The organism is Streptomyces sp. W16, assembly GCF_033194735.1.
Lineage (GTDB): Bacteria > Actinomycetota > Actinomycetes > Streptomycetales > Streptomycetaceae > Streptomyces.
The window spans coordinates 1-1,817 of record NZ_JAWOAI010000985.1 but is presented as its reverse complement, the minus strand read 5'-3'; the positions used below and the strand labels follow the sequence as shown (position 1 = coordinate 1,817).

The window sequence follows — 1,817 nt, the reverse complement described above, 5'->3', positions numbered from 1 at the left end:
GAGCGGGCCGCCTCGCCGCGCTGCCCCGACCGCTCGGCCGCCGCCAACTGCTCGGTGCCGGCGGCCAGTACGTCGACCAGTGGGGAGTTCACGGACAGGGTGGTGAGGGCGCCCTGGTACTCCGGAGCGAATGCCTTGCCGTACATCGATGCCTTTCGTCCGTATACACCGCATGTAGACACTGTGTGTATACATGTAGTGTATAGAGCGTAGAAAATCAGCCCTGGCCGTGGGGGCCAGGGCGTCATCTGCTGTTGCGGATCAAGACGTCGATGCGGTCGGCGAGGTTGCCTGTGAGGCGCAGATCACTCGCCGGACCTCAGTGCTGCTGCGCCTTCTGCGGAGTCACCTCGCTGGGCCGTACGACGACGAACCCCTCGCCCTGGAGCATGAGTTGGACGGCCTCGCCCGAACCGCCCCGCAGCATCGACCCGATGGACTGCGAACGGTGCAGCGAGGTCTGGAGGTTGGCCGACCAGCCGACCACCGCGTCCGTGTCGACGAACACCGGGTACTGCGGCGAGACGGGTATGACCAGCGGGTTGCCCTCGCAGACCAGGCCCAGCTTGCCCTGCCCGGTGAAGACGCTGTTGAACAGGCCGCCGCCCGCGATGCCGGAGCCTTTCACCGTCTTGATCGCGTACGACAACGAGGCGTCGAAACACAGGACGTTGCGGCCGTTGACGGTGAACTCGTCACCGGGATCGATCTCGACCACGAAACAGTTCTGCGCCTCGTGCGCGAACCACGCCTCGCCCTGGCCGCGCACCGCCATCAACGGCAGGCCCTCACCGGTGACGGCGCGCTTGAGCATGCCACCCACGCCCTGGCCCTTGCGCTCGAACTGGAGGTTGCCGCGGTAGGCGATCATCGCCCCCTGGCGGGCGAACATCTCGCCGTTGACCGCGTACTTGATGCACTTGGCATTCTCTACGGTCATGCCCGGCGCGATGGCCGGCTGCACCATGTGCTCACTGGAAAACAGATCACCCTTCATGCGGGCATCCTGACCCGGAAGATCTCATTCCGCCAAGATCGCGGAGCGGTCGAGTGTGCCGGGTGGTCAGGCTCCGAAGAGTTGTGTCCAGTACGTCCCCATCTGTCCGCCGCCCGCGAAGCCGATGCCTATGTGGGTGAAGTCCGGCTTGAGGATGTTGGCGCGGTGACCGGGGCTGTTCATCCAGCCCTCCACGACCTCGGCGGGGGAGCGCTGACCACAGGCGATGTTCTCGCCGATCGTGCGCCTGCGCGAGCCCGCGGCGGCGGCCCGGTCCCAGGGCTGGGAGCCGTCGGGGGAGGTGTGCGAGTAGAAGGCCCGGGCCACCATGTCCGTGCTGTGCGCCTGCGCGGCGGCGGCGAGCAGTGGATCCACGGCCAGGGGAGACAGCCCGGCCCTGGCCCGCTCCCCGTTGGTCAGCTCTACGACCTTCTCCGCCGTCCCGGCCAGGTTGCGTTCGGTGAGCGGCCTCGCCCACAGCGCCGTCCAGTAGATGTCGCCCGAGCGGGGATCGACGGCCTTGGCCAGGCTCGCGTGTGTGAAGACGCGTTCGAGCAGTGTCCGGCGGGCCTGTTCGGTGCGGAGGCAGTAGTCGACGAACTCGGCGGGGGTGCGCGGGCCGGAGACCAGGTGTTCGCCGACGGTGAGATAGGCGTACCCGGCACGGATCACCCGCTGGTACACGGAGGTGGCGTCCCGGCTCTCGGTGCTGAGGTGTCCGGCGGCGGCCATGTCGGTGACGTGGGCCTGCGCGGCCGACGCGAGCCGGGGGTCGAGTGCGACGGGTGGTGAACCGGCGGCGGCGCGGGCCGAGTTGACC

The 1,817-nt window shown here is 68.2% G+C and carries 2 protein-coding genes and 1 pseudogene; all 3 read right to left on the bottom strand.

The window, feature by feature from the left end:
• Window positions 1–146 (bottom strand): annotated as a pseudogene (locus tag R6V09_RS54825) (tetratricopeptide repeat protein); the annotation flags it as partial.
• A 173-nt stretch (window positions 147–319) separates the two neighbouring features.
• Window positions 320–997: an AIM24 family protein gene (locus R6V09_RS52235; protein ID WP_317888418.1), complete on the bottom strand. Its 678-nt coding sequence runs from the start codon at window positions 995–997 to the stop codon at window positions 320–322.
• Window positions 998–1,063: 66 nt separating this feature from the next.
• Window positions 1,064–1,817 (bottom strand): CAP domain-containing protein (locus tag R6V09_RS52230; RefSeq protein WP_317888417.1); only part of this gene is annotated, 754 nt, incomplete at its 5' end.